Origin of the sequence: Streptomyces sp. NBC_00285 (genome assembly GCF_036174265.1) — a bacterium.
In the GTDB taxonomy this organism is placed as follows: Bacteria; Actinomycetota; Actinomycetes; order Streptomycetales; family Streptomycetaceae; genus Streptomyces.
Map to the genome: position 1 here is coordinate 4289549 of NZ_CP108055.1, position 22525 is coordinate 4312073.

A 22525-nucleotide genomic window follows, 5' to 3' on the forward strand; every position below is an offset into this window, starting at 1 on the left:
TGATGAAGCAACCGAGCCGCCGGACCGAGGACGGACACCCCCCACCCCGGCCCCGACCCACAACGACGCCGCAGGCGATATAGGGGCGCGGGGAACTGCGCACAACGCCCGCCCCCACCGAACCCGCACACAAGAACCCGCCCAACCGCCGGAGGCATCACGCAGCCGTCAGCGGCTTCGCGATGTCCTCCAGCGACCGCCCCTCCGCCCGCACCGCGAGAACCGCCGCCACCAGCCCCGCCGCGCACATCAGCCCCGCCCCGATCTGGAACGCCAGCACCGTGTCGCCGACCTTCCCCGTACCGGTGAGGTCGGCGAACAGCAGCGGCCCGCTGATGCCACCCGCGGCCGTACCCAGCGCGTAGAAGAAGGCGATCGACATCGCGCGGGTCTCCATCGGGAACACCTCGGACACCGTGAGGTAGGCGCTGGACGCGCCCGCCGAGGCGAAGAACAGCACCGCGCACCAGCACGCCGTCATGGTGTTCGCGCTCAGCGACCCCTGGTCGAACAACCAGGCCGTCGCGAACAGCAGAAGCCCCGAGAGCAGGTAGGTCGACGAGATCATCACCCGCCGCCCCACCGTGTCGAACAGCTTGCCCAGCAGCAGCGGCCCGCAGAAGTTACCGACCGCGATGACCGCGAAGTAGTACCCGGTGTTCCCGCTGGGCACGTCGAAGAACGTCGTGAGGATCGCCCCGAAGCCGAAGGTGATCGCGTTGTACAAAAAGGCCTGCCCGATGAACAGCGAGAACCCCAGCACAGAACGCCGCCGGTAGTCCGAGAACAGCGTCCGCGCGATCTCCGCGAACGACACGCTGCGCCGCTGGCGGATCGTGATGTCGCCCTCGGCCCGCGGCAGCGGTTCGCCCCGTTCGGCCTCCACCCGTTCCTCGATCGACGTGACGATCCGCTCGGCCTCCTCGTCCTGCCCGTGGATCAGCAGCCACCGTGGACTCTCCGGCACATGTCGCCGTACGAGGAGGATCACGAAGGCCAGCACGGCGCCCAGCGCGAACGTCAGCCGCCAGCCGACGTCCTTCGCGAACAGCTCCGTGTTCAGCGCGACGATCGACAGCAGGGAGCCACCCACCGCTCCCAGCCAGAAACTCCCGTTGATCATCAGGTCGACCCGTCCCCGGTACTGCGCCGGGATCAGCTCGTCGATCGCGGAGTTGATCGCCGCGTACTCCCCGCCGATGCCGAACCCGGTCAGGAAGCGGAACAGGAAGAACCACCAGGAGTCGAAGGACATCGCGGTCAGGGCCGTGGCCGCCAGATACACGGCCAGCGTGATCATGAACAGCTTCTTGCGGCCCCATTTGTCGGTCAGCCGCCCCCAGAACAGGGCTCCCACGCACGCGCCGGCCACGTACAGCGCCGCCGCGATGCCGGTGACCTGTCCGGAGGAGATCGACAGTCCGCTTCCCGGTTCCGACAGGCGGCTCGCGATGTTGCCGACGACCGTGACTTCCAGGCCGTCGAGGATCCATACGGTGCCGAGTCCGATGACGATCGTCCAGTGCCAGCGGGACCAGGGGAGCCGGTCGAGCCGAGCGGGGACGTTCGTCGTCACAGTACGGCCGGAATCGGCCTGCGCGGTGGTCAAGGGACCGCTCCCTCCTCAAGGCGTACGGGGTCGGGCGAACCTCCCCCGGGTTCCCCCGACCAGCGCGTCTACGCCCTCAGCCCCTACGCCCCCAACGCCCGCGACACCGTGTAGATCAGCAACCCCACCAGCGACCCCACCACCGTGCCGTTGATCCGAATGAACTGCAGGTCACGCCCGATGTTCGCCTCGATCTTCCGGGTCGTGTGCTCGGCGTCCCACCCGGCGACGGTGTCCGTGATCAGGGAGGTGATCTCGCGCCGGTAGGTGGTGACCACGTACACCGCGGCCCCCTCCACCCATCCGTCGACCTTCGCCTGCACCTTGGGGTCCACGGCCATCCGCGCGCCCAGCGACAGCAGCGACGCCCGCACCCGCAGCCGCAGCTCGCTGCGCTCGTCCTCGGCGGCGGAGACGATCATCGACCGTACGGCGGTCCAGGCCGACGCGATGAGGTCCTGGACCTCGCCACGCCCCAGCACCTCACCCTTGAGCCGCTCGATACGCGCGCGCGTGTCGGTGTCGGACTGCAGGTCGGAGGCGAAGTCCGACAGGAACCGGTCCAGTGCTCCGCGCGCCGGATGCGACGGCATGTCCCGCATCTCCGTCACGAACCGCAGCAGTTCCTTGTAGACCCGCTCGCCGACCTTCTTGTCGACGAAACGCGGGGTCCAGCCGGGCGCTCCGCCCTGCACCGCGTCCATGACCTGCGCGTCGTGCAGCACGAGCCAGTCATGTGCGCGGGTCACCACCAGGTCGACGGCTCGCCGGTGTCCGCCGTCGGCGACGACCTTCTCCAGCATCTTCCCGATGCCGGGCGCGATCTCCTGGGCGTCGGCCCGCCGGGTGATCGCCTCGCCGACCACGGCCTGGACGTCGGAGTCGCGCAGCACGGTCAGGGCGCCCCGGAGCGCGGCCGACAGTTCCGCGGTCACCCGGTCGGCGTGCTCGGGTTCCGCGAGCCACGCGCCCAGCCGGCTGCCGATCCCCACGGCGTGCAGCCGCTGCCGTACGACGTCCTCGGAGAGGAAGTTCTCGCCGACGAACTCGCCGAGCGACACGCCCAGTTGGTCCTTCTTGGTGGGGATGATCGCGGTGTGCGGGATGGGCAGGCCCAGCGGGTGGCGGAAGAGGGCCGTGACCGCGAACCAGTCGGCCATCGCGCCGACCATGCCCGCCTCGGCGGCCGCGGCGACGTAGTCCGCCCAGGTCCCGGCACCTTCGTGGGACGCCCATGTGGCCAGCACGTACACCAGCGCCACGAAGAGCAGCAGTCCGGTCGCGGTGAGCTTCATGCGCCGCACACCGCGCTGTTTCTCCAGGTCGGCCTCGCTGAAGGTGTTCATCGCCCGGACAGGCGCGGCGGGCCCGGCGGGCGCGGCACGGTTCGCCGCCCCGACGGTCCCGGCGGTCCCGCCCGTCCGGGCAGGTCCCTCCACGCCCACGTCGGACGGTCCGGTTTCCTCAGATTTCGTACGTTCCATCCGCTCCACCCGTTCGGTGATCCCTCACCCATTGTCCCTTCCTGACCGACTCCCGGAACGGAACAGGAGTTCCCGGAGTCCGACCGGACGAGGGATCCGGAGGGGGTCTCGTCACGTGCCCCAGGTTCATGCCTCATCATGAGGTGATCAGATCGGAGCCCCGGGCTCCCATCTCCTGAGGAGACCAGCACCACATGACAAGGCGTCATGGTTACGCCCTGCTCGCCGCGATCGTCGCCACGATCGTGGCCCTGTCCACCGCCATCTACGTCGCGGTGGCGGCCGGCACCGGCCCCAGGGACCGAACCTCACTGACCGGCCCCGGGCCCTCGCGTCCCTCCGCCGCCCCCGTCTCCGCCGGAGTCTGGGTCGGCACCTGGTCCGCATCCCCGGTCGGCGCCGAGCCCGGCACCGGCAACGAGGGCATGACGGGCCGCTCGCTCCGCAACGTCGTCCACACCAGTGTCGGCGGTACGAGTGCCCGCATCACGCTGTCCAACCTCTACGGCAAGAGCCCGCTGACCATCACCCACGCGACCCTCGCGCTCGCCGCCGGCACCAGGACCGCCGCGGCGAACGCGGGCACCATGCGCCGCCTCACGTTCGCAGGCAGCACCACGGCCGTCATCCCGGCGGGCGGGCAGATGCTCAGCGACGCCGTCGCCCTGGCCGTCCCGGCGGGCGCAGACGTCCTGGTCACCACCTACTCCCCCACCCTCTCCGGCCCGGTCACCTACCATCCGACGGCCCGGCAGACCTCGTACGCCGGTCCGGGCGACCTCACCGAGGACGAGACGGGGACGGGGTACACGCAGCAGGTCGACCACTGGCGGTACCTCACCGCGCTGGACGTGCTCAGCGACGAGGCCGACGGCACGGTGGTCGCCTTCGGCGACTCGCTGACCGACGGCAAGAACTCCACCGCCGACGCGAACGCCCGCTGGCCGGACTTTCTGAACCGACGCCTGCGCACCGCGCTCGCCGCCGGCCGGGACCTGCCCCGCTACAGCGTCGTCAACGAGGGGATCGGCGGCAACCGGGTCCTCGCAGACGCCCGGGGCCGCCCCCTGGAGAACCAGGCCGGCATCCGCCGCTTCCGGCGGGACGTCCTCGACCGCCCCAACGTCAAGATCGTCGTGATCGACCTCGGCATCAACGACATCCTCCGCACGCCGGGCACCGTCGACCCCCAGAATCTCCTCACCGGTCTGCGCGACCTGGTCCGCCAGGCGCACGCCCGCGGCATCAAGGTCGTCGGCTCGACGCTCATGCCCGTCGGCAAGCGCACCACCTGGACCGAGGCCCGCGAGGGCGTCCGCCAGACCGTCAACGCGGAGATCCGTTCGGGCAGGGTCTACGACGCGGTGATCGACTTCGACAAGGCGCTGAGGGACCCCTACGACCCCCGTAGCCTCCGCATGATGTACGACTCCGGGGACCGGCTGCACCCCAACGACAGGGGGTACGAGCGGATGGCGTCTTCCTTCGACCTGGAATACCTGAAGGGTTCGACGGCGGCACGTCTTTAGTTCCCCGCGCCCCTATGGGTACAGCTGGGCAGTTCGCGACCGCACCCACCCAGGGGCGCGGGGCTGTATCGACATGCGGCTCCGCCGCGTGGGCGCGACCAGCCACAACGCACCCGCACCCGCACCCGCACCCGCAGCCACCCACCGCCCCCTCAGTCCTCCTCGCGCCGGCGCCGCTCCCGGCGCCCCCTGCGCTCCTCGTGCCGCTCCCTGCGCTCCTGATGCCGGGCCCACCGCAGGTCGTGATGTCCCTCGATCATCCGCCGGTGCACATCCCGCGCATCGCCCCGGGCCGACTCCTTGAGCTCACGGACGGCCGCCCTGCGGTCCAGCTTCTCCTGGCGCCGCTCCTCCCGGAGCTGCTGCCGTTCCGCCCTGGTGCGCTTGCGCTCGACCCCGCCCCAGAACGCGAACCCGGTCACGATCACACGGGGTGCCCCCGGTTCCCCCGGCACCCCTTCCTCACGCTGGTCGAACCCGCCCATGATCCCGATCCCACGCACCACGACCTCGACCCCCGGCGGCACGATCACCTGCATGCCGCCCATGACGGCCACGCAGTTGATCTCGACCTCGCGGTCCGCGAAGTTCGCCTCCCGCAGATCGATCTCCCCGCCGCCCCAGAAGGCGAAGCAGTTGAAGCGCCGGGGCACGGTCCACCGCCCCTTGCGCTGGAACCCGGACATCACGGCGACGGCCCACGTCGAGGACCCCTCGCCGCCGACGATCCGCGACGCCCAACTCCCGTCCGGTTCCGGCCGCTTCACCATGTCGACCCGGGGAACGGCCACCTGCCCGACCGGCAGGTCCCGGGTGATCGGCGCGAGCTCCCCGTACGTCCGGGCCCTGAACGTCGTCTCCAGCCGCTCCTCGAACTCCTCCATGTCGAGGCGCCCCTCGGCGAGGGCGTCCCGCAGGACCTCGGCGACCCGCTCACGATCGGCGTCGGAAGCCCGGAGTTCCGGGCCTGGGGGCCTGGGGGGCGTCCCCCCGGAAGACACAGCGTCGGTCATACAGGGCAGCGTACGAGGTCTCCCGGCCCGGCACTATGCGCCGGCCCGCTCCGCGTACATCTTCGCGATCACCGCCTCGATGTCCGGCTCCCGCACCGAAAGATCCACCAGCGGATACTCCGCCGCGACCCGCGCCACCAGCGCCGCCGCCGACTCGGACGCCGGGAAGGCGAGCCACTGCCGCGGCCCCTCCACCCGCACCACGCGCGCGGGAGCCGCCTCGATCGGCGGAAGTTCCCGTTCCAGATCCACCACCAGGGTGCGCTCGCTCTCCCCCACCTCATGGAGACCGGAGAGCGGACCGTCGTACATGAGGCGCCCGTGATCGATGACCATCACGCGCGAGCAGAGCTGCTCGATGTCCTGGAGGTCATGCGTGGTCAGCAGGACCGTCGTGCCGCGCTCGGTGTTCAACTCCCGCAGGAATCCCCGCACCTTGGCCTTGGAGATGACGTCGAGCCCGATGGTCGGCTCGTCCAGGTACAGCACCTCGGGGTCGTGCAGCAGTGCCGCCGCGATGTCCCCCCGCATCCGCTGCCCCAGCGACAGTTGCCGTACCGGGACGTCCAACAGGTCGCCCAGTTCGAGGAGTTCGACACAGCGGTCGAGGTTCTCGCGATAACGGGCGTCCGGGATGCGGTACATGCGGTGCATCAGCTTGTACGAGTCGATCAGCGGGAGGTCCCACCACAAGGTGGTGCGCTGGCCGAAGACCACGCCGATGCGGTGGGCCAGGCGCGTGCGTTCACGGGACGGGTCGATCCCCGCCACCCGCAGCCGGCCACCGGACGGGGTCAGGATGCCCGTCAGCATCTTGATCGTCGTCGACTTCCCGGCACCGTTCGGGCCGATGTACCCGACCATCTCGCCGCGCGCCACGGTGAAGGAGATCGAGTCGACCGCCCGCACCTCGCGCCGCTCCCGTTTCAGGAAGCCGGTCTTCTTGCGCACGTCGAAGACCTTCTCGACCTGGTCGAGTTCAATGAAGGCGTCCATCACCACGTCCGTCGTCCCGTCCACCGCCACGTCCGTCGTCAACTCCCCGTACTCCGATACGAACCGAGCCCCGCCCGCCACGCCAGCCCGGCCAGCGCACAGCACCCCACCGCCACCAGCGGGGACACGAAGGCCACCCACCCCGGCAGCTCCAGCGGGTACGGCCGCCCCAACACATAGGACGCCGGCACCCAGTTGACGAAGGCCAGCGGCAGCATGAACGTCACCCCGCGCACGAAGTCCTTCCCGAACACGGCCGGCGGATACTGCAACAGGGTGGTACCGCCGTACGTGAACGCGTTCTGCACCTCGCTCGCGTCCTGCGCGTAGATCTGGAACGCCGCGCCCGCCACGAACACCGCACTGAAGATCACCGCGCCGCTCACCACCATCACCGGCACCAGCAGCACCTTCGCCACGCTCCAGTCGACGTCGACCGCCGTCAGCGCCCACACCAGCACCACCGCGCCCTGCGTGATCCGGCCCAGCCGGCGCAACGCGAAGTGGTCCGCGCCGATCTGCGCGAGCACCGGCGCGGGCCGCACCAGCAGGATGTCGAAGGAGCCGTCGCGGATCCGGGAGCCCAGCACGTCCATCGAACCGAGCACCAGGTCGGCGATGCCGAAGGAGGTGACCGACAGGCCGTAGAGGAAGGCGATCTCGGGCAGCGTCCAGCCGCCCAGCGAGTCGACCTGGGAGAACATCAGCAGGATCCCGACGAAGTCCAGGCCGGTCACCGCCAGGTTGCCGAACACCGTGACGACGAACGACGTCCGGTAGGTCATGGCGGAGCGGATCCACATGCCCGCGATCAGCCGGTAGGCCCGCAGCCCCTCACCCAGGCGCGCTACCTGCCCCAGGCGCGGTATCTCCCCCAGGCGCGGTGTCCCACCCCGGCCCGATGCCTCACCCGGGCGCGGTGTGTCATCCACACTCGATGTGTGGTCCAGGCGCGGTGTCTCATCCACCCTGCACCACCACCCGCCGCGTCGCCGCCGACTGCAGCAGCCGCCCCGCCGCCAGCAGCACCACCGCCCACACCGCCTGGAAGGCATACGCCCCCAGCGGATCGGTCCTCCCCATCAGCACGTCCGCCGGCATCTGCAACTGCGCCGCCCACGGCAGCACGCGCACGATGTCGCCGAACACACCCGGAAAAGCGTTCAGCGGAAGCACCATGCCCGAGCAGAAGATGCCCAGGATCATCACGGCCTGGGAGATGCCCTGGCCGTCCATCAGCCAGAACGCGCTCAACGCCGCCAGATACCGGATCCCGAAACTGACGAGCATCGCGAGGAACAGCGCCACCAGAAGGGCCGCCCAGGACATCACGTCCGTGGGCAGCGCCATCGGGAAGAACAGCGCGCCGAACGCGAACGGGATCACCCCCCGCCCGATCAGCTGGAACATCGACCGCCCCAAGTCGCTCGCCAGCCACCACAGTTGGAGGTCGGCCGGCCGGTACAGGTCGACCGCGATCTCCCCCGTGCGGATGCGGTCCATCAGATCCTTCTCCGCCCCGCCGCCCTGGATCGCGAGCGTCGAGTAGAGACACTGCCCGAGCCACACATAGGTGACCGCCTGCGCCTGGTCGTAGCCCCCGAGATGAGGCTTCTCGTCCCACAACGCCAAATACGTGTAGACGAGGATCACACCGAAGACGGTGTTGGTGAACACCCCTGCGAGTGTCGCCGCCCGATAGGTCGCGTACCGTCTGAATCCACCCGCCGCGACGGCCGCGTACAACCGCCCGGAACCCACATCCACAGCACTCCTCGGCCCGCCGACACCAAAGCGCCGGAGCCTACTGCGCAGGTGATGAGGCGGGCCACCCATTTTCTGGGCGAGACGCGCGCCATATCCGGGAACGGAACGCATGGTGCGAGAGTCTTCAACAGGGAGCAGAGAAGACGTACGAGGTCGTACGGGAACGTATGACGCGAAACAGGAGTCCGTGCACGACATGAGCGACCAGCCGCAGCAGCCGACCGAGGGCTGGGCACCCAGAGAACCGCAGGCGGCTGAAGAGCCCGGCCAGGAAAAGGCCGAGAAAGCCGAGAAGGCCAAGAAGCCCAAGCGGCCCAAGCGCACGGGCTGGCGACGGCTGATCCCGACCTGGCGCATGGTGCTGGGCGCCTTCGTCGTCGGACTGATCGTCGTGGCCGGACTGTTCTACGTCGGCTACTCCATGGTCAACATCCCACCGGCCAACGCACTCGCCATGAAGCAGTCCAACGTCTACCTCTACTCCGACGGCAGCCAGCTCGCCCGCGACGGCGAGATCAACCGCGAGAACGTCGGCCTCGCACAGATCTCCAAGGACGCACAGCACGCCATCCTGGCCGCCGAGGACCGCGACTTCTACTCCGAGTCCGCGATCGACCCCAAGGCCATGCTCCGCGCCGCCTGGAACACCGCCACCGGCAAGGGCAAGCAGTCCGGCTCCACGATCACCCAGCAGTACGTGAAGAACTACTACCTGGCCCAGGAACAGACCGTCACCCGCAAGGCCAAGGAGTTCTTCATCTCGATCAAGCTGGACCGCGAGAAGTCCAAGGACGAGATCCTCGAGGGCTACCTCAACACCAGCTACTTCGGCCGCAACGCCTACGGCATCCAGGCCGCCGCCCAGGCCTACTACGGCATCGACGCCGTCGACCTCGACCCGGCCCGCGCCGCCTACCTCGCCGCACTGGTCAACGCCCCCAGCGAGTACGACGTCGTCGCCCACCCCGAGAACAAGGCCGCCGCCGAGGCCCGCTGGAACTACGTCCTGGACGGCATGGTCAAGAAGGGCTGGCTCAGCGAGTCCGCACGCACCGGACTGAAGTTCCCGATGCCCAAGGAACAGACCATCTCCACCGGCCTGTCCGGACAGCGCGGCTACATCGTCCAGGCCATCAAGGACTACCTCACCACCAACAAGATCGTCACCTCGGAGCAGCTGGAAGCCGGCGGCTACCGCATCACCACCACCCTGGACAAGAACAAGCAGAACGCCTTCGTCAAGGCGGTCAACGACAAGGTGATGGACAAGCTCGACAAGAAGAACAACAAGGTCGACAACTACGTCCGCGCCGGCGGCGCCTCCGTCGACCCGAAGACCGGCAAGGTCGTCGCCATGTACGGCGGCGTCGACTACGTCAAGCAGTACACGAACGGCGCCACCCGCGGCGACTTCCAGGTCGGCTCCATCTTCAAGTCCATCGTCTTCGCCGCCGCCGTCCAGAACCACTCCGAGACCCAGGACGGCCGGCTCATCACCCCGAACACCTACTACGACGGCACCAACAAGCGCCCCGTCGTCGGGTGGAACGGCGGCACCTACGCCCCCGAGAACGAGGACGACGGCTCCTACGGCGAGATCACCGTACGCGCGGCCACCGACAAGTCCGTCAACTCGGTGTACGCACAGATGGCCGTCGACGTCGGCTCCGACAAGGTCAAGCAGACCGCCATCGACATGGGCATCCCCTCCGACACCCCCGACCTCACGGCCACACCCTCCATCGCCCTCGGCGTGAACACCGCGAGCGTCCTCGACATGGCCGAGGCCTACGCGACGCTCGCCAACCACGGCCGGCACGGCACGTACACGATGATCGACAAGATCACCAAGGACGGTTCGGAAGCCGTCGAGCTGCCCCAGCAGCGGACCACACAGGCCATCAGCCGCCAGGCCGCCGACACCACCACCTCCGTCCTGCAGAGCGTCGTCGACAACGGCACCGCCACCGCCGCCCAGGCCGCCGACCGCTCCGCCGCGGGCAAGACCGGCACCGCCGAGGAGGACACCGCCGCCTGGTTCGCCGGCTACACCCCCGAACTCGCCACCGTCGTCTCCGTCATGGGCCAGGACCCGGTGACCGCCGACCACAAGTCGCTGTACGGCGCGATGGGCCTGCAGCGCGTCAACGGCGGCGGCCCCCCGGCCGAGATCTGGGCGCAGTACACCAAGGCCGCCCTCAAGGGGAAGCCGGTCACCGACTTCGACCTCGAACTCCAGCCGGGCGCCGAGACCCAGGCGCCGAGCACCCAGGCCCCGGCCGACCCGACCACGGGCGACCAGGACAACGGCGGCACCACCGGAGACACCACCGGCGGGACGGCCCCCCCGGGCCAGACCCAGGGCCAGGACAACGGCGGCACGACCACCACCGGCGGCACCACAGGCGACACCACCGGCGGAACCACCGGAGACACGACCGGCGGCACCACCACCGACGGCGGCACGACGACCGGCGGCACCACCGGAGACACCACCACCGGCGGCACCACGGGCGACACCACCGGCGGAACCACCGGAGACACGACCGGCGGCACCACGAACGGCTCATCCGAAGGAACGACAACGGGCGGAGGCCCGGCGACCATCTCCAGATGGGACTGACCACCCCCGCGACACGACGAAAGGGGCCGGTGACCACAGTCACCGGCCCCTTTCGCCATCTGCCTACAAGTACAGCCCCGTCGAGTCCTCGGAGCCCTCGAACCGGTCGGCGGCCACCGCGTGCAGATCCCGTTCCCGCATCAACACGTACCCGATGCCCCGCACCTCGACCTCGGCACGGTCCTCCGGGTCGTACAGCACCCGGTCACCCGGCTCCACCGTCCGCACGTTCTGCCCCACCGCCACGACCGCGGCCCAGGCCAGCCGGCGCCCGACGGCCGCGGTGGCGGGAATGAGGATGCCTCCGCCCGACCGCCGCTCGCCCTCGCCGTTCTCCTGCCGCACCAGCACACGGTCGTGCAGCATCCGGATGGGCAGCTTGTCGTCGTGGGTGTCGATCCTCTTGGCGCTCACGCCACTGAACCTACCTGCCTTCGAAGCCCGCGTACGCCCCCGGGTCAGGCCCTTCGACGCCGGGCACCCAGAGCCAGCAGCCCCACGAGACCCACGGCGACGAGGGCCACCGGCACCACCCGCTCAAGACGAGGAGCACCCTCCTCGTCCACGAACTGGGCCTTCACCTCGGTGACAGCCCTGTTGACGGAGACGTACGCCCGCCCGAGCACGTGGTCGACGTTGGAGACGACCTTGGCCTTCGCGTCACCGACGATCGTCTTCGGGTGCACCCGCACCCCGATCTCGTCGAGCGTCTCAGCCAGAAGCTCGCGGCGGCGCTTGATGTCCGCCTCGATCTGCGCCGGGGTTCTGATGTCCGACGTGTCCGCCACGGTGGGGCCTCCGAAGTTGGCTGCGGCTGTGTCCTGGACAGTCTGTCAGCTCCGCCCGCGACCGCACTGTCAGGACCCCCGGTTACGCTGACCCAATGAGCGAGCGACTCCAGCCCGGGGCCGTGGCCCCCGCCTTCACCCTGCCCGACGCCGACGGCAACGACGTGTCCCTCTCGGACCACAAGGGCCGCAAGGTCATCGTCTACTTCTACCCGGCCGCCCTGACCCCCGGCTGCACGAAGCAGGCCTGCGACTTCACCGACAACCTGGAGGTGCTGGCCGGCGCGGGCTACGACGTCATCGGCATCTCCCCCGACAAGCCGGAGAAACTGGCCAAGTTCCGCGACAAGGAATCCCTGAAGATCACCCTCCTCGCCGACCCGGAGAAGTCGGTGACCGAGGCCTACGGCGCGTTCGGCGAGAAGAAGAACTACGGCAAGACCTACATGGGCGTCATCCGCTCCACCCTCATCGTCGACGAGGAGGGCAAGGTCGAACACGCCCTCTACAACGTCCGCGCGACGGGACACGTGGCGAAGCTCCTCAAGGACCTGGGGATCTGAGCTCCCGCGTTTCCCTCGTCGAAGCGGCTCGCACCGGATTACCCGGTGCGAGCCGCTTTACGTTTCGGGCGTGACTGTCCGATAAGCGGTTCGTTACTCCGTACGAGGTCGCGAACATGCGGCCGAGAACGGAGGGGGTTCGGTGGGGGCAAGCGCGTACACGCGGGAGCGGCTGGAGCCGGAGGTCGCCAAGGCTCGTAACTGGACTGATCTGATGCGGCGGCTCGACCTAAGCCCAAGCGGAGGCCAACGGCGGGTGTTGCAGGAGAAAATCACCCGTTACGGACTCGACACCAGCCATTTCGTCAAACGCAGCCCGTGGCGCAAGTACCCCGATGGCGCGATCGCCGAAGCTGCGGCCTCGTCCTCGTCGCTGCGGGAAGTAGCCGCGAAGCTGGGTGCCGCCCCCGCCACGGGAACGCTCTCCCACATCCGGCGCCGTATTGCCGCGGCGGGCATCGACATCAGCCATTTCCCCGGTATTGGTCGCCCGGAGGTGGATCTACCCTTCACCCGCCACGAACTCCAGACCGCCGCAGCAACAGCCACGAGTGTGCGTGGCGTGGCGCGCGCCCTGGGAGTTCCCGACGACAGTCGGTCCCGGACGACGCTGGCACGCATGCTGGCCGCCCAACACATCGACGTCAGCCACTTCTCCCATCGGCGAGCAGCAACTCCCGAGGGCGAACTACGGAACCTCGTGCAGAACTCGACGAGTTACGCCGACGTCATGCGCGGCCTCGGCCTGGAAGTCAACGACACCAACCATCGGCGTGTCCGGCGTGCCGCCTCGCGCCTCCATCTCGACACCAGTCACTTCAAGCGTCGATCCTGGGCACGACCCGAGCGCCCAGGACCCCCACCAACCGCGTCTCGGGTACTGACCGTCCTGCCAGATCAAGCAGGACGGACGAACAGAACCCGACTGCACCGGGCCTTGACCGAAGTGGGAGAGCCGTATGCGTGCACGGAATGCGGCAACAGCGGCGAGTGGCGAGGCCGCCCCCTTACCTTGCAGATCGACCACATCAATGGTGACTGGCGCGACAATCGTCGGGAGAACCTGCGATATCTGTGTCCCAACTGTCATTCGCTGACCGAGACGTGGTGCCGTCAGAAGGCAAGAGCCCCTCTCGCGAGGTGAGCGCTGGTCCCCGTAGACTTGGTGCCGCCGGTCGAGCCTGATGACCGTTTTAAGCGGCCGTGTCGTAACTGGCAGCCGAGCTGCGTTTAGATCGCAGTGGGCGAAAGCCCGTGTGGGTTCGAATCCCACCGGCCGCACGAAGGGCCGCCCGACTGGGCGGCCCTTCTCGTGTTGGTCAGCCCAACAACTCCCGAACCACCGGCACCAGCGCCCGAAACGCCTGCCCCCGGTGGCTGATCGCGTTCTTCTCGGCCGGCGACAGTTCGGCGCAGGTTCGTGTGTCGCCGTCCGGCTGGAGGATCGGGTCGTAGCCGAAGCCGTTCGTGCCGGTCGGGGTGTGGCGGAGGACGCCTCGGAGTTGGCCCTCGACCACTCGCTCCGTGCCGTCCGGAAGTGCCAGCGCCGCCGCGCAGGCGAAGTGGGCGCCGCGGTGTTCGTCGGCGATGTCCGACAACTGGGCCAGGAGCAGCGCCAGGTTGGCCTTGTCGTCTCCGTGGGTGCCTGCCCAGCGGGCCGAGAAGATGCCGGGGGCGCCGTTCAGGACGTCGACGCAGAGGCCTGAGTCGTCGGCGATGGCGGGCAACCCGGTTGCCTGGGCGAGGGCGTGGGCTTTGAGGAGGGCGTTTTCGGCGAAGGTGACGCCGGTTTCCTTGACGTCGGGGATCTCGGGGTACGCGTCCGCGCCGACGAGGTCGTGGGGCAGGCCTGCGTCGGCGAGGATGGCGTGGAGTTCGGTGATTTTTCCGGCGTTGCGGGTGGCGAGGATCAGGCGGGTCATGTCCACCAGTATCCAAGTCCGGTCAGGGGGTGCAGACCTTGGTCAGTTCGCCTGCCGCGTCGGTGATCGGGCTGAGGTCGGGGGTCGCGTCACCCTTCTCCACTGCCGAGCGGACGTTGGTGACCGCGTCGCCGAGGTTGTCGACCGCCTTGTTGACGTCGGCGTTGTCCGTCTTGTCGCCGATCTGGTCGAGGTTCTTGTCGATGGAGTTGAGGGACTCCTCCAGCTGGGTGGGGTCGTTGGAGGCGTTTTCCACGGCTTGCTGGAGGTCGGTGACGCTGTCGGCGATGGCGTCGGCGGTCTGGACGCAGTCGAGTGCCTTGCTGACCGCGTCGCAGCCGGTGGTGAGGCCGATCGTCAGTGCGACGGCGGCTACGGCGGCGGCGATGGTGGTGGTGGTACGGCGGCGTCGGCTCGCGGCCATGGTTCTGTTCCCTCCTGTGGGCAGGCCTCACAGGCCCCCGTTGTTGGTCGGGCGCCTGCTGTGCACAGCAGGCGCCCGTACTTCCAGAGACGTCAGGGAGGTCGGTGGGGTTGCGTGCCGCCACCGGATTCCTTGGCGTTCTCTTTACCTTTCGAGGACCGTGTCGAGTGCCTTGCTCTGCAGGGCGGCAAGGTCCGTGCAGCCTGATACGGCGAGGTCGAGGAGGGTGTTGAGTTCGTCGCGGGCGAAGGGTTCGGCCTCGGCGGTGCCCTGGACCTCGACGAAGCGGCCGTCGCCGGTGCAGACGACGTTCATGTCGGTGTCGGCCTTGACGTCCTCTTCGTAGCGGAGGTCCAGCAACGGCACCCCTCCCACGATGCCGACCGAGACCGCGGAGACGGTTCCCGTCAGCGGCTGGCGGCCAGCTTTGATCAGCTTCCTGCCCTGGGCCCAGGAGATGGCGTCGGCGAGTGCGACGTAGGCGCCGGTGATGGCTGCGGTGCGGGTGCCGCCGTCGGCCTGGAGGACGTCACAGTCGAGGACGATGGTGTTCTCGCCGAGTGCCTTGTAGTCGATGACGGCGCGCAGGGAACGGCCGATGAGGCGGCTGATCTCGTGGGTGCGGCCGCCGATCCTGCCGCGGACGGATTCGCGGTCGCCGCGGGTGTTGGTGGCGCGGGGCAGCATGGAGTATTCGGCGGTGACCCAGCCTTCGCCGCTGCCTTTGCGCCAGCGGGGGACGCCTTCGGTGACGGAGGCGGTGCAGAAGACTTTGGTGTCGCCGAAGGAGACGAGGACGGAGCCTTCGGCGTGCTTGCTCCAGCCGCGTTCGATGGTGACCGGGCGGAGTTGTTCGGGGGTGCGGCCGTCGATTCGAGACATGGCGCTGAGCCTATCCGCACCAGTGGGAAGGGCCCCTCCCGCGGGGGAAAGGGGCCCTTTTCGCGTGAACGGGTGGCTCACATCAGGTCTTCGATCTCCGCTGCGATGGGGTCGGCGTCGGTGCCGATGACGACCTGGATGGCGGTGCCCATCTTGACGACGCCGTGGGCGCCGGCGGCTTTGAGGGCGGCTTCGTCGACTTTGCTCGCGTCGACGACTTCGGTGCGCAGGCGGGTGATGCAGCCTTCGACCTCTTCGATGTTCTCGATGCCGCCGAGTCCGGCGACGATCTTCTCTGCCTTGGTGGCCATGTCGGTCTCCTCACGCACAGGTGGCCCAGCTTCGTGAGCGATTGCGCCGTACGTACCGATAGATGACGTCACAGCAACCCAATCGTCCGTTGCTGGTCTACACCACCTGACGGGCGGTCGCCAACCCGGGAGTCCGCTCGGGGCCTGACGGGGCGTAGCTCTCCGGTTGCGGAACTGACGGGTTCCTTATATCGACCCCATCGTGTACAACAGGTCTACACCACTGAGTGGTGTAGACCACCACCCGATGGAGGACGTATGAGCACCGCCACCGAGACGGCGGCCGCCCCCGCGAAGAAGCGGGGATCCGGTCTTTTCCAAGGCCTGCAGAAGGTCGGCCGCAGCCTGCAGCTGCCCATCGCCGTGTTGCCGGCAGCGGGGCTCTTGCTCCGACTCGGTCAAGCGGACTCCCAGAAGAAGTTCCACATACCCGCCGACGTGGCGAAGGTGTTCGCCGGTGCCGGTGGCGCTCTGCTCGACAGCTCCTTCGGTCTGCCCCTGCTGTTCTGTATAGGTGTGGCCATCGGCTTCGCGAAGAAGGCCGACGGCTCGACGGCGCTGGCCGCGGTGGTCGGCTTCCTCGCCTACTACGCGGTGATCCACCAGTACCCGATCAAGGACGGGCACGAGGGCGCCACCTACACGCCGACCGGCCTCGGAGGCGGCTTCTGGCAGAAGGGCACCGAGGCCGCGCAGACCGCGAGCTTCCAGAACCCGGGCGTGCTCGGCGGCATCATCCTCGGTCTGCTGACCGCGGTGCTGTGGCAGCGCTACCACCGCAAGAGGCTCGTCGACTGGCTCGGCTTCTTCAACGGCCGTCGGCTCGTCCCGATCATCACGGCCGCCGTCGGCACGGTTCTCGGTGTTCTGGTCGTCGTGGGCTGGGAGCCCATCGGCAACGTCATCACGAACTTCGGCGAGTGGATGACCGGTCTCGGTGCCTTCGGCTCGGCCCTCTTCGGTCTCATCAACCGTGCACTGATCCCGATCGGCATGCACCAGTTCGTCAACTCCGTGGCCTGGTTCCAGATCGGCGAGTACACCAACTCCTCCGGCACCGTCTTCCACGGCGACCTGCCGCGTTTCTTCGGTGGCGACCCGAGCGCCGGTATGTTCATGACCGGCTTCTTCCCGATCATGATGTTCGGTCTGCCCGCCGCCGCCCTCGCGATCGCTCACTCGGCCCGCCCGGAGCGCCGCAAGGCCGTGATGGGCATGATGATGTCGATGGCGTTGACCTCGTTCGTCACGGGTGTCACCGAGCCGATCGAGTTCACGTTCATGTTCATCGCCCCGGTGCTCTACGCCATCCATGCGGTCCTGACGGCGGTTTCGATGGCCGTGACGTGGGCGCTGGGCATGCATATGGGCTTCAGCTTCTCGGCAGGCTTCATCGACGTCTTCATCAACTGGGGCATCTCCACCAAGCCCTGGCTGCTGATCCCGGTCGGCCTTGCCTTCGGCGCGGTCTACTACTCCGTCTTCCGCTTCGCCATCGTCAAGTGGAACCTCCCCACCCCGGGCCGTGAGCCCGAGGAGGAGATCGAGGACCTCACGAAGGCGTGAGTCGCCGTTGAGGGAACGTCGAAGGCCCCCGGAGTCCTGAACCTCTCCGGGGGCCTTCGTCGTGCCTCGGGCTAGATGTCGTACGACTGCCTCGGCGTCGCCAGGGACACCGGGCCGTCGAACACCGCGCGGGCGTCGGCGAGGTTGACCTGGGGGTCGGTCCACGGGGGGATGTGGGTGAGGACCAGGCGGCGGGCGCCTGCCCGGGTCGCCGTCTCACCCGCCTCGCGGCCGTTGAGGTGCAGGTCGGGGATGTTCTCCTTGCCGTGCGTGAAGGCCGCCTCGCACAGGAACAGGTCGGTGTCGCGGGCGAGTTGGGTCAGGGCGGGGCTCAGGCCGGTGTCGCCGGAGTAGGTCAGGGAGGTGCCGCCGTGCTCGACGCGGATGCCGTACGCCTCCACGGGGTGGGCCACTCGCTCGGTGTGGACCGTGAAGGGGCCGATGTCGAAGGTGGACGGCTTGACCGTGTGGAAGTCGAAGACCTCGCTCATCGAGGAGGCGGTGGGGGTGTCGGCGTAGGCCGTGGTGAGGCGGTGTTCGGTGCCTTCGGGGCCGTAGACCGGGATGGGGTCGCAGCGGCCGCCGTCGTGGCGGTAGTAGCGCGCGACGAAGTACGCGCACATGTCGATGCAGTGGTCGGCGTGCAGATGGCTGAGGAAGATCGCGTCGAGGTCGTAGAGACCGCAGTGGCGCTGCAGCTCGCCGAGGGCACCGTTGCCCATGTCGAGAAGCAGCCGGAAGCCGTCGGCCTCGATGAGGTAGCTCGAGCAGGCCGATTCCGCGGACGGGAACGACCCCGAGCAGCCGACGACGGTGAGCTTCATAAAAAAGAAACCTCCGCGGGCGGGACTTTTCTGGGAAGGAGAACGGGGGTCGTGCGGTTCGTCGAGCGTAAGGCGCAAAACCTCTGGTCGCTCCTCCGCCCAGGGCTGTTGTGGGCGAACTCACCTGTGGTGTCACCGGTTCGGCTGGTCCGGGGGCGCGGGAGAAGTGTGAGCAGGCTTACGGCTTGCGCAGAGGGCGCGCGGGGCTGATCGCGCGCCGGTAACGTCGTCCTCATGGACACGTCCTGGTGGCTCGCGCTCGCGGCGGTGGTGTTGCTCGCGCTGGTCGCGACGCTCGTGGACGGGTGGGGACGGGGGCATCGGCCCCGGGGGCGTACGGACCGTACGACTCGGCCGGCCGGGCGTACCGGGCCTCGGCCGCGGCCCGCGGAGATCTGGTGGGCGAACGTGCCGTTCGAGGACGGGCCGGGCGCCAAGGACCGCCCCTGTCTGGTGCTCGCGGTGCGCGGGCGGCGGGCGACGGTCGCGAAGATCACCAGCAAGTACCACGACGAGCGGGCCGGGGTGATCCCGCTGCCGCCGGGTTCGGTGGGCGACGCGCAGGGGCGGGCCAGTTTCCTGGAGACGGACGAGCTGCGCCAGGTGCCGGTGGGGGACTTCCGGCGGCGGGCGGGTGTGGTGGACCCGGTCCTGTGGGACCAGGTCCGTCACCTGGCGAGTTAGCTCACGCCCAGAGCCGGCCCTGCGAGCCGGGTCACGCCCAGAGCTGGCCCTGGAGCGTCTCGATCGCTTCCTCCGTGGTGGCCGCCGTGTAGACGCCCGTCGAGAGGTACTTCCAGCCGCCGTCGGCCACGACGAAGACGATGTCGGCGGACTCCCCCGCCTTCACCGCCTTGTTGCCGACGCCGATCGCCGCGTGCAGGGCGGCGCCCGTGGAGACGCCCGCGAAGATGCCCTCCTGCTGGAGGAGTTCGCGGGTGCGGGTGACCGCGTCGGCGGAGCCGACCGAGAAGCGGGTGGTGAGGACGGAGGCGTCGTACAGCTCCGGTACGAAGCCCTCGTCCAGGTTCCGGAGCCCGTACACCAGGTCGTCGTAGCGCGGTTCGGCGGCGACGATCTTGATGTTCGGCCGGTGCTCGCGGAGGTAGCGGCCGACGCCCATCAGGGTGCCGGTGGTGCCGAGGCCCGCGACGAAGTGGGTGATGGAGGGGAGGTCGGCGAGGATCTCCGGGCCCGTGGTCGCGTAGTGGGCGCCGGCGTTGTCCGGGTTGCCGTACTGGTAGAGCATCACCCAGTCGGGGTGCTCGGCGGAGAGCTCCTTGGCGACCCGTACGGCGGTGTTGGAGCCGCCCGCGGCGGGGGACGAGATGATCTCCGCGCCCCACATGGCGAGCAGGTCCCGGCGCTCGCGCGAGGTGTTCTCGGGCATCACGCACACGATCCGGTAGCCCTTGAGGCGGGCTGCCATGGCGAGCGAGATGCCGGTGTTGCCGGAGGTGGGTTCGAGGATCGTGCAGCCGGGGGTCAGGCGGCCGTCCTTCTCCGCCTGCTCGATCATGTGCAGGGCGGGGCGGTCCTTGACCGAGCCGGTGGGGTTCCGGTCCTCCAGCTTCGCCCAGACGCGGACGTCGGCGGACGGCGAGAGCCGCGGCAGACGCACCAGGGGGGTGTTGCCCACCGCGGCCAGCGGGGAGTCGTAACGCATCGACGATCAGGCCATGCCGCCGGCCACGGCCGGCAGGATCGTGACGTTGTCGCCGTCGGTGAGCTTGGTGTTGATGCCGTCGAGGAAGCGGACGTCCTCGTCGTTGAGGTAGACGTTGACGAAGCGGCGCAGCTCGCCGTTGTCCACGATGCGGGCCTGGACGCCCGCGTGCCGGGTCTCGAGGTCGGTGAAGAGCTCGGCGAGCGTGGTCCCGTTGCCCTCCACCGCCTTCTGGCCGTCGGTGTAGGTGCGGAGGATGGTCGGGATGCGGACCTCGATGGCCATGGTGGCGGGCTCCTGTCGGAAAGTGGTCTGGTCGGTGGGCGCACGACGAACGCACGCCGCGGCTCACGGCCGTACGGCGGCAGGGAAGGTCAACAGATGGCGCTGTTCAGCCTGCACAGGTCGACGTGCAGCCGCGCCACGAGCAGGATGCCCGGCGTCTTCTCGCTCACGTCGTTCAGAACCATGGGCTCATCGTATCGATTCCCGGCCCGGGTCCCGGAGTGTGATCTCGGATGCTGGATGGTTTCCGACCGGATCGCGAGATCAGTAGGCCTCGACGACCGTGACCTCCTCCTCCGTAACCACGCCTTCCACGATCCGGAACGAGCGGAACTGGAAGTCCCCGAGGCCGTCGGTGTCCGCCGTGGACACCAGGACGTAGTGGGCGCCGGGCTCGTTGGCGTAGGAGATGTCGGTCCGGGACGGGTGGGCCTCGGTCGCGGTGTGGGAGTGGTAGATGACCACCGGTTCCTCGTCGCGGTCGTCCATCTCGCGGTAGAGCCTGAGCAGGTCGCCGGAGTCGAACTCGTAGAACGTCGGCGACATGGCCGCGTTGAGCATGGGGATGAAGCGCTCGGGGCGGTCCGACTTCTCCGGACCCGCGACGACTCCGCACGCCTCGTCGGGGTGGTCCTTGCGCGCGTGCGCGACGATCTGGTCGACGAGTGCCTGGGTGATGGTCAGCATGCCGAAAAGGATAAGCAGAGGGCCGCCGCGTACCGGGGAACGGTACGCGGCGGCCCACATGCTGGACTTCTCTAGCCGGCGACCTTCTCGAACTCCGGGTCCTGGCGGTCCGTGATCCCGGGGTTGCGGGACTTCAGGACGGCCCAGCCGATGCCGAGCGCGGCGGCCCAGCCGGCCATCACGTACAGGCAGATCCTGGCGTCCGCGTCGTAGGCGATCAGGCAGGTCACGAAGAGCAGGAAGACGATCGCGATGTACGAGCACACCGAGCCGCCCGGCGCCGGGAAGGAGGAGGCCGGCAGCCGGCCCGCGTCCACCGCGCGGCGGTACAGGACGTGGCTGACCAGGATCATCAGCCAGGTCCAGATGCCCGCCGCGGTGGCCACCGAGGTCACGTAGCCGAAGGCCTTCTCGGGGACGACGTAGTTGAGGACCACGCCGATGCCCATGAAGAGGACGGAGACCGTGACGCCGAAGGCGGGCGCCTTCGTGGACGACAGCTTCCTGAAGACCGCCGGGGCCTCACGGCGCTCGGCGAGGTTCCGCAGCATGCGCCCGGTGGAGTACATGCCGGAGTTGCAGGAGGACAGGGCCGCGGTGAGGACGACGAAGTTGACGATGCCGGCGCCCGCCGGGATGCCGATCTTCGCGAAGGCCTCGACGAACGGCGAGACGCCCGGGGCGAACTCGGTCCACTTCACCACGCAGAGGATGACGGTGAGCGCGCCGACGTAGAACAGCGCGATCCGCCACGGCAGGGTGTTGATCGCCTTGGGGAGGGTTTTCTCCGGGTTCTCGGACTCGCCCGCGGTGACGCCGACGAGCTCGACGGCGAGGTAGGCGAACATGACGCCCTGCAGGGTCATCAGGGACGAGCCGACGCCCTTGGGGAAGAAGCCGTCGAAGGCCCACAGGTTGGAGACGGCGGCGGTGTCGCCGGCCGAGCTGAAGCCGAAGGTGAGGACGCCGAGGCCGATGACGATCATGCCGATCAGGGCGGTGACCTTGACCATCGAGAACCAGAACTCGAGCTCGCCGAAGACCTTCACCGAGATCAGGTTGACCCCGAAGAGGACCACCAGGAAGGTCAGCGCGGTCACCCACTGCGGTATGTGGGGGAACCAGTAGTTGACGTAGATCGCGGCGGCCGTGAGCTCGGCCATGCCGGTGACGACCCACATCAGCCAGTACGTCCAGCCGGTGAAGTAGCCGAAGAACGGGCCGAGGAACTCACGGGAGTACTCGGCGAAGGAGCCCGAGACCGGGCGGTAGAGCAGGAGCTCACCGAGCGCCCGCATGATGAAGAAGACGATCACGCCGGCGAGGGCGTACATGAGGATGAGGCTGGGGCCGGCCTTGGCGATGTTCGCGCCGGCGCCGAGGAAGAGGCCGACGCCGATGGCGCCGCCGATCGCGATCATCTGGACCTGGCGGCTGCCGAGTCCGCGCTCGTATCCCTCTTCGGACGTCTTCTCCGGGTCCGAGCCTGTGTCGACCTGAGCGGAGGTCATGTCTGTGGTGCGCCTTTCTCCATTCCGAACCGGGCCTCTCGTCGGCCTCGGATCGGGTTCGATCCCCCCGGATTG

At 68.7% G+C, this 22525-nt stretch carries 24 protein-coding genes and 1 tRNA gene; 7 read left to right on the forward strand and 18 right to left on the reverse strand.

Annotated elements, in window-relative coordinates; translation table 11 throughout:
• Nucleotides 1-157: 157 nt before the first annotated feature.
• Together OHT57_RS19815 and OHT57_RS19820 are read right to left on the reverse strand one after the other, a co-directional pair.
• On the reverse strand, nucleotides 158-1609 hold the full coding sequence (locus OHT57_RS19815; RefSeq protein ID WP_328747789.1) for an MFS transporter: 1452 nt from the start codon (nucleotides 1607-1609) through the stop codon (nucleotides 158-160).
• An 83-nt stretch (nucleotides 1610-1692) separates the two neighbouring features.
• The gene (locus OHT57_RS19820; RefSeq protein WP_328747790.1) at nucleotides 1693-3093 is read right to left on the reverse strand and encodes a DUF445 domain-containing protein; all 1401 of its coding nucleotides are present in this window, start codon (nucleotides 3091-3093) and stop codon (nucleotides 1693-1695) included.
• Nucleotides 3094-3287: 194 nt separating this feature from the next.
• Here OHT57_RS19820 and OHT57_RS19825 point away from each other — a divergent pair, with 194 nt between their 5' ends.
• Nucleotides 3288-4622: an SGNH/GDSL hydrolase family protein gene (locus OHT57_RS19825; protein WP_328747791.1), complete on the forward strand. Its 1335-nt coding sequence runs from the start codon at nucleotides 3288-3290 to the stop codon at nucleotides 4620-4622.
• A 152-nt stretch (nucleotides 4623-4774) separates the two neighbouring features.
• Here the strand turns inward: OHT57_RS19825 and OHT57_RS19830 are convergent, their stop codons facing one another.
• From OHT57_RS19830 to OHT57_RS19845, 4 genes are all read right to left on the reverse strand, one after another.
• Complete coding sequence (locus OHT57_RS19830) at nucleotides 4775-5635, reverse strand: DUF1707 SHOCT-like domain-containing protein (protein WP_328747792.1); 861 nt, start codon at nucleotides 5633-5635, stop codon at nucleotides 4775-4777.
• A 33-nt stretch (nucleotides 5636-5668) separates the two neighbouring features.
• On the reverse strand, nucleotides 5669-6631 hold the full coding sequence (locus OHT57_RS19835) for an ABC transporter ATP-binding protein (protein ID WP_328753251.1): 963 nt from the start codon (nucleotides 6629-6631) through the stop codon (nucleotides 5669-5671).
• Nucleotides 6632-6669: 38 nt separating this feature from the next.
• Entirely contained in the window at nucleotides 6670-7434 is a 765-nt protein-coding gene (locus OHT57_RS19840; RefSeq protein ID WP_443053620.1) for an ABC transporter permease, read from the reverse strand.
• Nucleotides 7435-7591: 157 nt separating this feature from the next.
• Nucleotides 7592-8392, reverse strand: a complete 801-nt coding sequence (locus OHT57_RS19845) for an ABC transporter permease (protein WP_328753253.1) — start codon at nucleotides 8390-8392, stop codon at nucleotides 7592-7594.
• A gap of 202 nt (nucleotides 8393-8594) precedes the next feature.
• Between OHT57_RS19845 and OHT57_RS19850 the strand changes: the two genes are divergently transcribed.
• Complete coding sequence (locus tag OHT57_RS19850; RefSeq protein ID WP_328747793.1) at nucleotides 8595-11021, forward strand: transglycosylase domain-containing protein; 2427 nt, start codon at nucleotides 8595-8597, stop codon at nucleotides 11019-11021.
• A 63-nt stretch (nucleotides 11022-11084) separates the two neighbouring features.
• Here the strand turns inward: OHT57_RS19850 and OHT57_RS19855 are convergent, their stop codons facing one another.
• Together OHT57_RS19855 and OHT57_RS19860 are read right to left on the reverse strand one after the other, a co-directional pair.
• Nucleotides 11085-11387: a GroES family chaperonin gene (locus OHT57_RS19855; protein ID WP_443053622.1), complete on the reverse strand. Its 303-nt coding sequence runs from the start codon at nucleotides 11385-11387 to the stop codon at nucleotides 11085-11087.
• Nucleotides 11388-11479: 92 nt separating this feature from the next.
• Complete coding sequence (locus OHT57_RS19860) at nucleotides 11480-11809, reverse strand: DUF3618 domain-containing protein (protein WP_328747795.1); 330 nt, start codon at nucleotides 11807-11809, stop codon at nucleotides 11480-11482.
• Nucleotides 11810-11904: 95 nt separating this feature from the next.
• Between OHT57_RS19860 and bcp the strand changes: the two genes are divergently transcribed.
• The 3 genes from bcp (at nucleotide 11905) to OHT57_RS19875 (ending at nucleotide 13653) form a co-directional block, all read left to right on the forward strand.
• The gene (bcp, locus tag OHT57_RS19865; protein WP_328747796.1) at nucleotides 11905-12372 is read left to right on the forward strand and encodes a thioredoxin-dependent thiol peroxidase; all 468 of its coding nucleotides are present in this window, start codon (nucleotides 11905-11907) and stop codon (nucleotides 12370-12372) included.
• 142 nt (nucleotides 12373-12514) lie between these two features.
• On the forward strand, nucleotides 12515-13516 hold the full coding sequence (locus OHT57_RS19870; protein ID WP_328747797.1) for an HNH endonuclease: 1002 nt from the start codon (nucleotides 12515-12517) through the stop codon (nucleotides 13514-13516).
• 53 nt (nucleotides 13517-13569) lie between these two features.
• A tRNA-Leu gene (locus OHT57_RS19875) sits at nucleotides 13570-13653 on the forward strand.
• Nucleotides 13654-13691: 38 nt separating this feature from the next.
• Here OHT57_RS19875 and rdgB read toward each other — a convergent pair.
• The 4 genes from rdgB to OHT57_RS19895 form a co-directional block, all read right to left on the reverse strand.
• Nucleotides 13692-14294 (reverse strand): RdgB/HAM1 family non-canonical purine NTP pyrophosphatase, encoded by a 603-nt coding sequence (gene rdgB, locus OHT57_RS19880; RefSeq protein WP_328747798.1) that lies wholly within the window; start codon nucleotides 14292-14294, stop codon nucleotides 13692-13694.
• A 22-nt stretch (nucleotides 14295-14316) separates the two neighbouring features.
• Nucleotides 14317-14718 carry a hypothetical protein gene (locus OHT57_RS19885; protein WP_328747799.1) on the reverse strand — a complete coding sequence of 134 codons (402 nt, stop codon included), beginning with the start codon at nucleotides 14716-14718 and terminating at the stop codon, nucleotides 14317-14319.
• Nucleotides 14719-14862: 144 nt separating this feature from the next.
• A complete protein-coding gene (gene rph / locus OHT57_RS19890) occupies nucleotides 14863-15600 on the reverse strand; it encodes a ribonuclease PH (protein WP_328747800.1) in 738 nt (245 codons plus the stop codon).
• A gap of 77 nt (nucleotides 15601-15677) precedes the next feature.
• The gene (locus tag OHT57_RS19895; RefSeq protein WP_328747801.1) at nucleotides 15678-15911 is read right to left on the reverse strand and encodes a PTS glucose/sucrose transporter subunit IIB; all 234 of its coding nucleotides are present in this window, start codon (nucleotides 15909-15911) and stop codon (nucleotides 15678-15680) included.
• Nucleotides 15912-16169: 258 nt separating this feature from the next.
• Between OHT57_RS19895 and OHT57_RS19900 the strand changes: the two genes are divergently transcribed.
• The gene (locus tag OHT57_RS19900; RefSeq protein ID WP_328747802.1) at nucleotides 16170-17477 is read left to right on the forward strand and encodes a PTS transporter subunit EIIC; all 1308 of its coding nucleotides are present in this window, start codon (nucleotides 16170-16172) and stop codon (nucleotides 17475-17477) included.
• A gap of 71 nt (nucleotides 17478-17548) precedes the next feature.
• Here OHT57_RS19900 and OHT57_RS19905 read toward each other — a convergent pair whose 3' ends face one another.
• Nucleotides 17549-18301 carry an MBL fold metallo-hydrolase gene (locus tag OHT57_RS19905; RefSeq protein ID WP_328747803.1) on the reverse strand — a complete coding sequence of 251 codons (753 nt, stop codon included), beginning with the start codon at nucleotides 18299-18301 and terminating at the stop codon, nucleotides 17549-17551.
• Nucleotides 18302-18535: 234 nt separating this feature from the next.
• Here OHT57_RS19905 and OHT57_RS19910 point away from each other — a divergent pair, with 234 nt between their 5' ends.
• Nucleotides 18536-18985 (forward strand): type II toxin-antitoxin system PemK/MazF family toxin, encoded by a 450-nt coding sequence (locus tag OHT57_RS19910; protein ID WP_328747804.1) that lies wholly within the window; start codon nucleotides 18536-18538, stop codon nucleotides 18983-18985.
• A gap of 31 nt (nucleotides 18986-19016) precedes the next feature.
• Here OHT57_RS19910 and OHT57_RS19915 read toward each other — a convergent pair whose 3' ends face one another.
• The 5 genes from OHT57_RS19915 to OHT57_RS19935 form a co-directional block, all read right to left on the reverse strand.
• Nucleotides 19017-19967: a PLP-dependent cysteine synthase family protein gene (locus tag OHT57_RS19915; RefSeq protein ID WP_328747805.1), complete on the reverse strand. Its 951-nt coding sequence runs from the start codon at nucleotides 19965-19967 to the stop codon at nucleotides 19017-19019.
• Nucleotides 19968-19973: 6 nt separating this feature from the next.
• Nucleotides 19974-20252, reverse strand: a complete 279-nt coding sequence (locus OHT57_RS19920; protein ID WP_328747807.1) for a MoaD/ThiS family protein — start codon at nucleotides 20250-20252, stop codon at nucleotides 19974-19976.
• 89 nt (nucleotides 20253-20341) lie between these two features.
• The gene (locus OHT57_RS19925; protein ID WP_020940333.1) at nucleotides 20342-20437 is read right to left on the reverse strand and encodes a putative leader peptide; all 96 of its coding nucleotides are present in this window, start codon (nucleotides 20435-20437) and stop codon (nucleotides 20342-20344) included.
• A 79-nt stretch (nucleotides 20438-20516) separates the two neighbouring features.
• Entirely contained in the window at nucleotides 20517-20939 is a 423-nt protein-coding gene (locus tag OHT57_RS19930) for a M67 family metallopeptidase (protein WP_328747809.1), read from the reverse strand.
• 71 nt (nucleotides 20940-21010) lie between these two features.
• Nucleotides 21011-22450 (reverse strand): amino acid permease, encoded by a 1440-nt coding sequence (locus OHT57_RS19935; RefSeq protein ID WP_328747810.1) that lies wholly within the window; start codon nucleotides 22448-22450, stop codon nucleotides 21011-21013.
• Nucleotides 22451-22525 lie beyond the last annotated feature (75 nt).

Bases quoted from the DNA above. Each gene is read 5' to 3' on its own strand.
- OHT57_RS19925 (WP_020940333.1), bottom strand. From the start codon at position 20,437: ATGGTTCTGAACGACGTGAGCGAGAAGACGCCGGGCATCCTGCTCGTG.
- OHT57_RS19840 (WP_443053620.1), bottom strand. From the start codon at position 7,434: ATGTGGATCCGCTCCGCCATGACCTACCGGACGTCGTTCGTCGTCACG.
- OHT57_RS19895 (WP_328747801.1), bottom strand. From the start codon at position 15,911: ATGGCCACCAAGGCAGAGAAGATCGTCGCCGGACTCGGCGGCATCGAG.
- rdgB (WP_328747798.1), bottom strand. From the start codon at position 14,294: ATGACCCGCCTGATCCTCGCCACCCGCAACGCCGGAAAAATCACCGAA.
- OHT57_RS19820 (WP_328747790.1), bottom strand. From the start codon at position 3,093: ATGGAACGTACGAAATCTGAGGAAACCGGACCGTCCGACGTGGGCGTG.
- OHT57_RS19835 (WP_328753251.1), bottom strand. From the start codon at position 6,631: ATGGACGCCTTCATTGAACTCGACCAGGTCGAGAAGGTCTTCGACGTG.
- OHT57_RS19930 (WP_328747809.1), bottom strand. From the start codon at position 20,939: ATGCTGACCATCACCCAGGCACTCGTCGACCAGATCGTCGCGCACGCG.
- OHT57_RS19910 (WP_328747804.1), top strand. From the start codon at position 18,536: ATGGACACGTCCTGGTGGCTCGCGCTCGCGGCGGTGGTGTTGCTCGCG.
- OHT57_RS19920 (WP_328747807.1), bottom strand. From the start codon at position 20,252: ATGGCCATCGAGGTCCGCATCCCGACCATCCTCCGCACCTACACCGAC.
- rph (WP_328747800.1), bottom strand. From the start codon at position 15,600: ATGTCTCGAATCGACGGCCGCACCCCCGAACAACTCCGCCCGGTCACC.
- OHT57_RS19885 (WP_328747799.1), bottom strand. From the start codon at position 14,718: ATGGCCGCGAGCCGACGCCGCCGTACCACCACCACCATCGCCGCCGCC.
- OHT57_RS19900 (WP_328747802.1), top strand. From the start codon at position 16,170: ATGAGCACCGCCACCGAGACGGCGGCCGCCCCCGCGAAGAAGCGGGGA.
- OHT57_RS19855 (WP_443053622.1), bottom strand. From the start codon at position 11,387: ATGCTGCACGACCGTGTGCTGGTGCGGCAGGAGAACGGCGAGGGCGAG.
- OHT57_RS19830 (WP_328747792.1), bottom strand. From the start codon at position 5,635: ATGACCGACGCTGTGTCTTCCGGGGGGACGCCCCCCAGGCCCCCAGGC.
- OHT57_RS19850 (WP_328747793.1), top strand. From the start codon at position 8,595: ATGAGCGACCAGCCGCAGCAGCCGACCGAGGGCTGGGCACCCAGAGAA.
- OHT57_RS19915 (WP_328747805.1), bottom strand. From the start codon at position 19,967: ATGCGTTACGACTCCCCGCTGGCCGCGGTGGGCAACACCCCCCTGGTG.
- OHT57_RS19825 (WP_328747791.1), top strand. From the start codon at position 3,288: ATGACAAGGCGTCATGGTTACGCCCTGCTCGCCGCGATCGTCGCCACG.
- OHT57_RS19935 (WP_328747810.1), bottom strand. From the start codon at position 22,450: ATGACCTCCGCTCAGGTCGACACAGGCTCGGACCCGGAGAAGACGTCC.
- bcp (WP_328747796.1), top strand. From the start codon at position 11,905: ATGAGCGAGCGACTCCAGCCCGGGGCCGTGGCCCCCGCCTTCACCCTG.
- OHT57_RS19905 (WP_328747803.1), bottom strand. From the start codon at position 18,301: ATGAAGCTCACCGTCGTCGGCTGCTCGGGGTCGTTCCCGTCCGCGGAA.